This is a genomic window from Methanoculleus sp. (assembly GCF_030019085.1).
Classification (GTDB): Archaea; Halobacteriota; Methanomicrobia; order Methanomicrobiales; family Methanoculleaceae; genus Methanoculleus.
Window position 1 is genome coordinate 1 of sequence record NZ_JASEFJ010000051.1, and the last position, 488, is coordinate 488.

Annotated in this window: 1 protein-coding gene; it reads right to left on the reverse strand. The window is 55.7% G+C overall.

Features of this window, described 5'->3' with window-relative positions; all coding sequences use genetic code 11:
* On the reverse strand, nucleotides 1-453 hold a 453-nt coding region (gene cas5, locus QMC91_RS09890), incomplete at its 3' end, for a CRISPR-associated protein Cas5 (protein ID WP_300238073.1).
* Nucleotides 454-488 lie beyond the last annotated feature (35 nt).

Consider the following 488-nt stretch of genomic DNA (forward strand, 5'->3'; position numbering starts at 1 on the left):
CTCAGAGACGGCGGTTACTTTTAGAAGGTCATCGCTGTTTCCGGCTGTCAGCGCATATACCGGCGACATCATCGCCTCTTGAACCTCTTCAAGCGCATCCGGCGAGGGCGAACCAAAGAAGAATGCGAAGTCACAGTCGTAGAGGTATTCCCTGATAAGGATACTGTAATGGTTGCGGCTCTTGATGCTCTCTTCATCGTACTCCTTGATCGTCACCTTCCGGTAGTTCCAGAGATCCCGCATAATACCACGGTGATCACCCCAGACGCTCACCAGGATCTCATTTCTCTCCGCAAACTCGTGTGCGCTCCCCAGGTCCAGGCCGAGCGCCGCACCCATCATGCCAATTATCGTGGGGCGGGGAGGGAGAGGCAGCGTCTGGTGGAAGGTATGAGTCTCGGGCACACGGAACGAGGCCGTAATGGCCCTCCCCGTAACAGAGAAGGCGAACATCGATCAGGGTTCCTCTGTTTCGTAGTGCTGGTCTA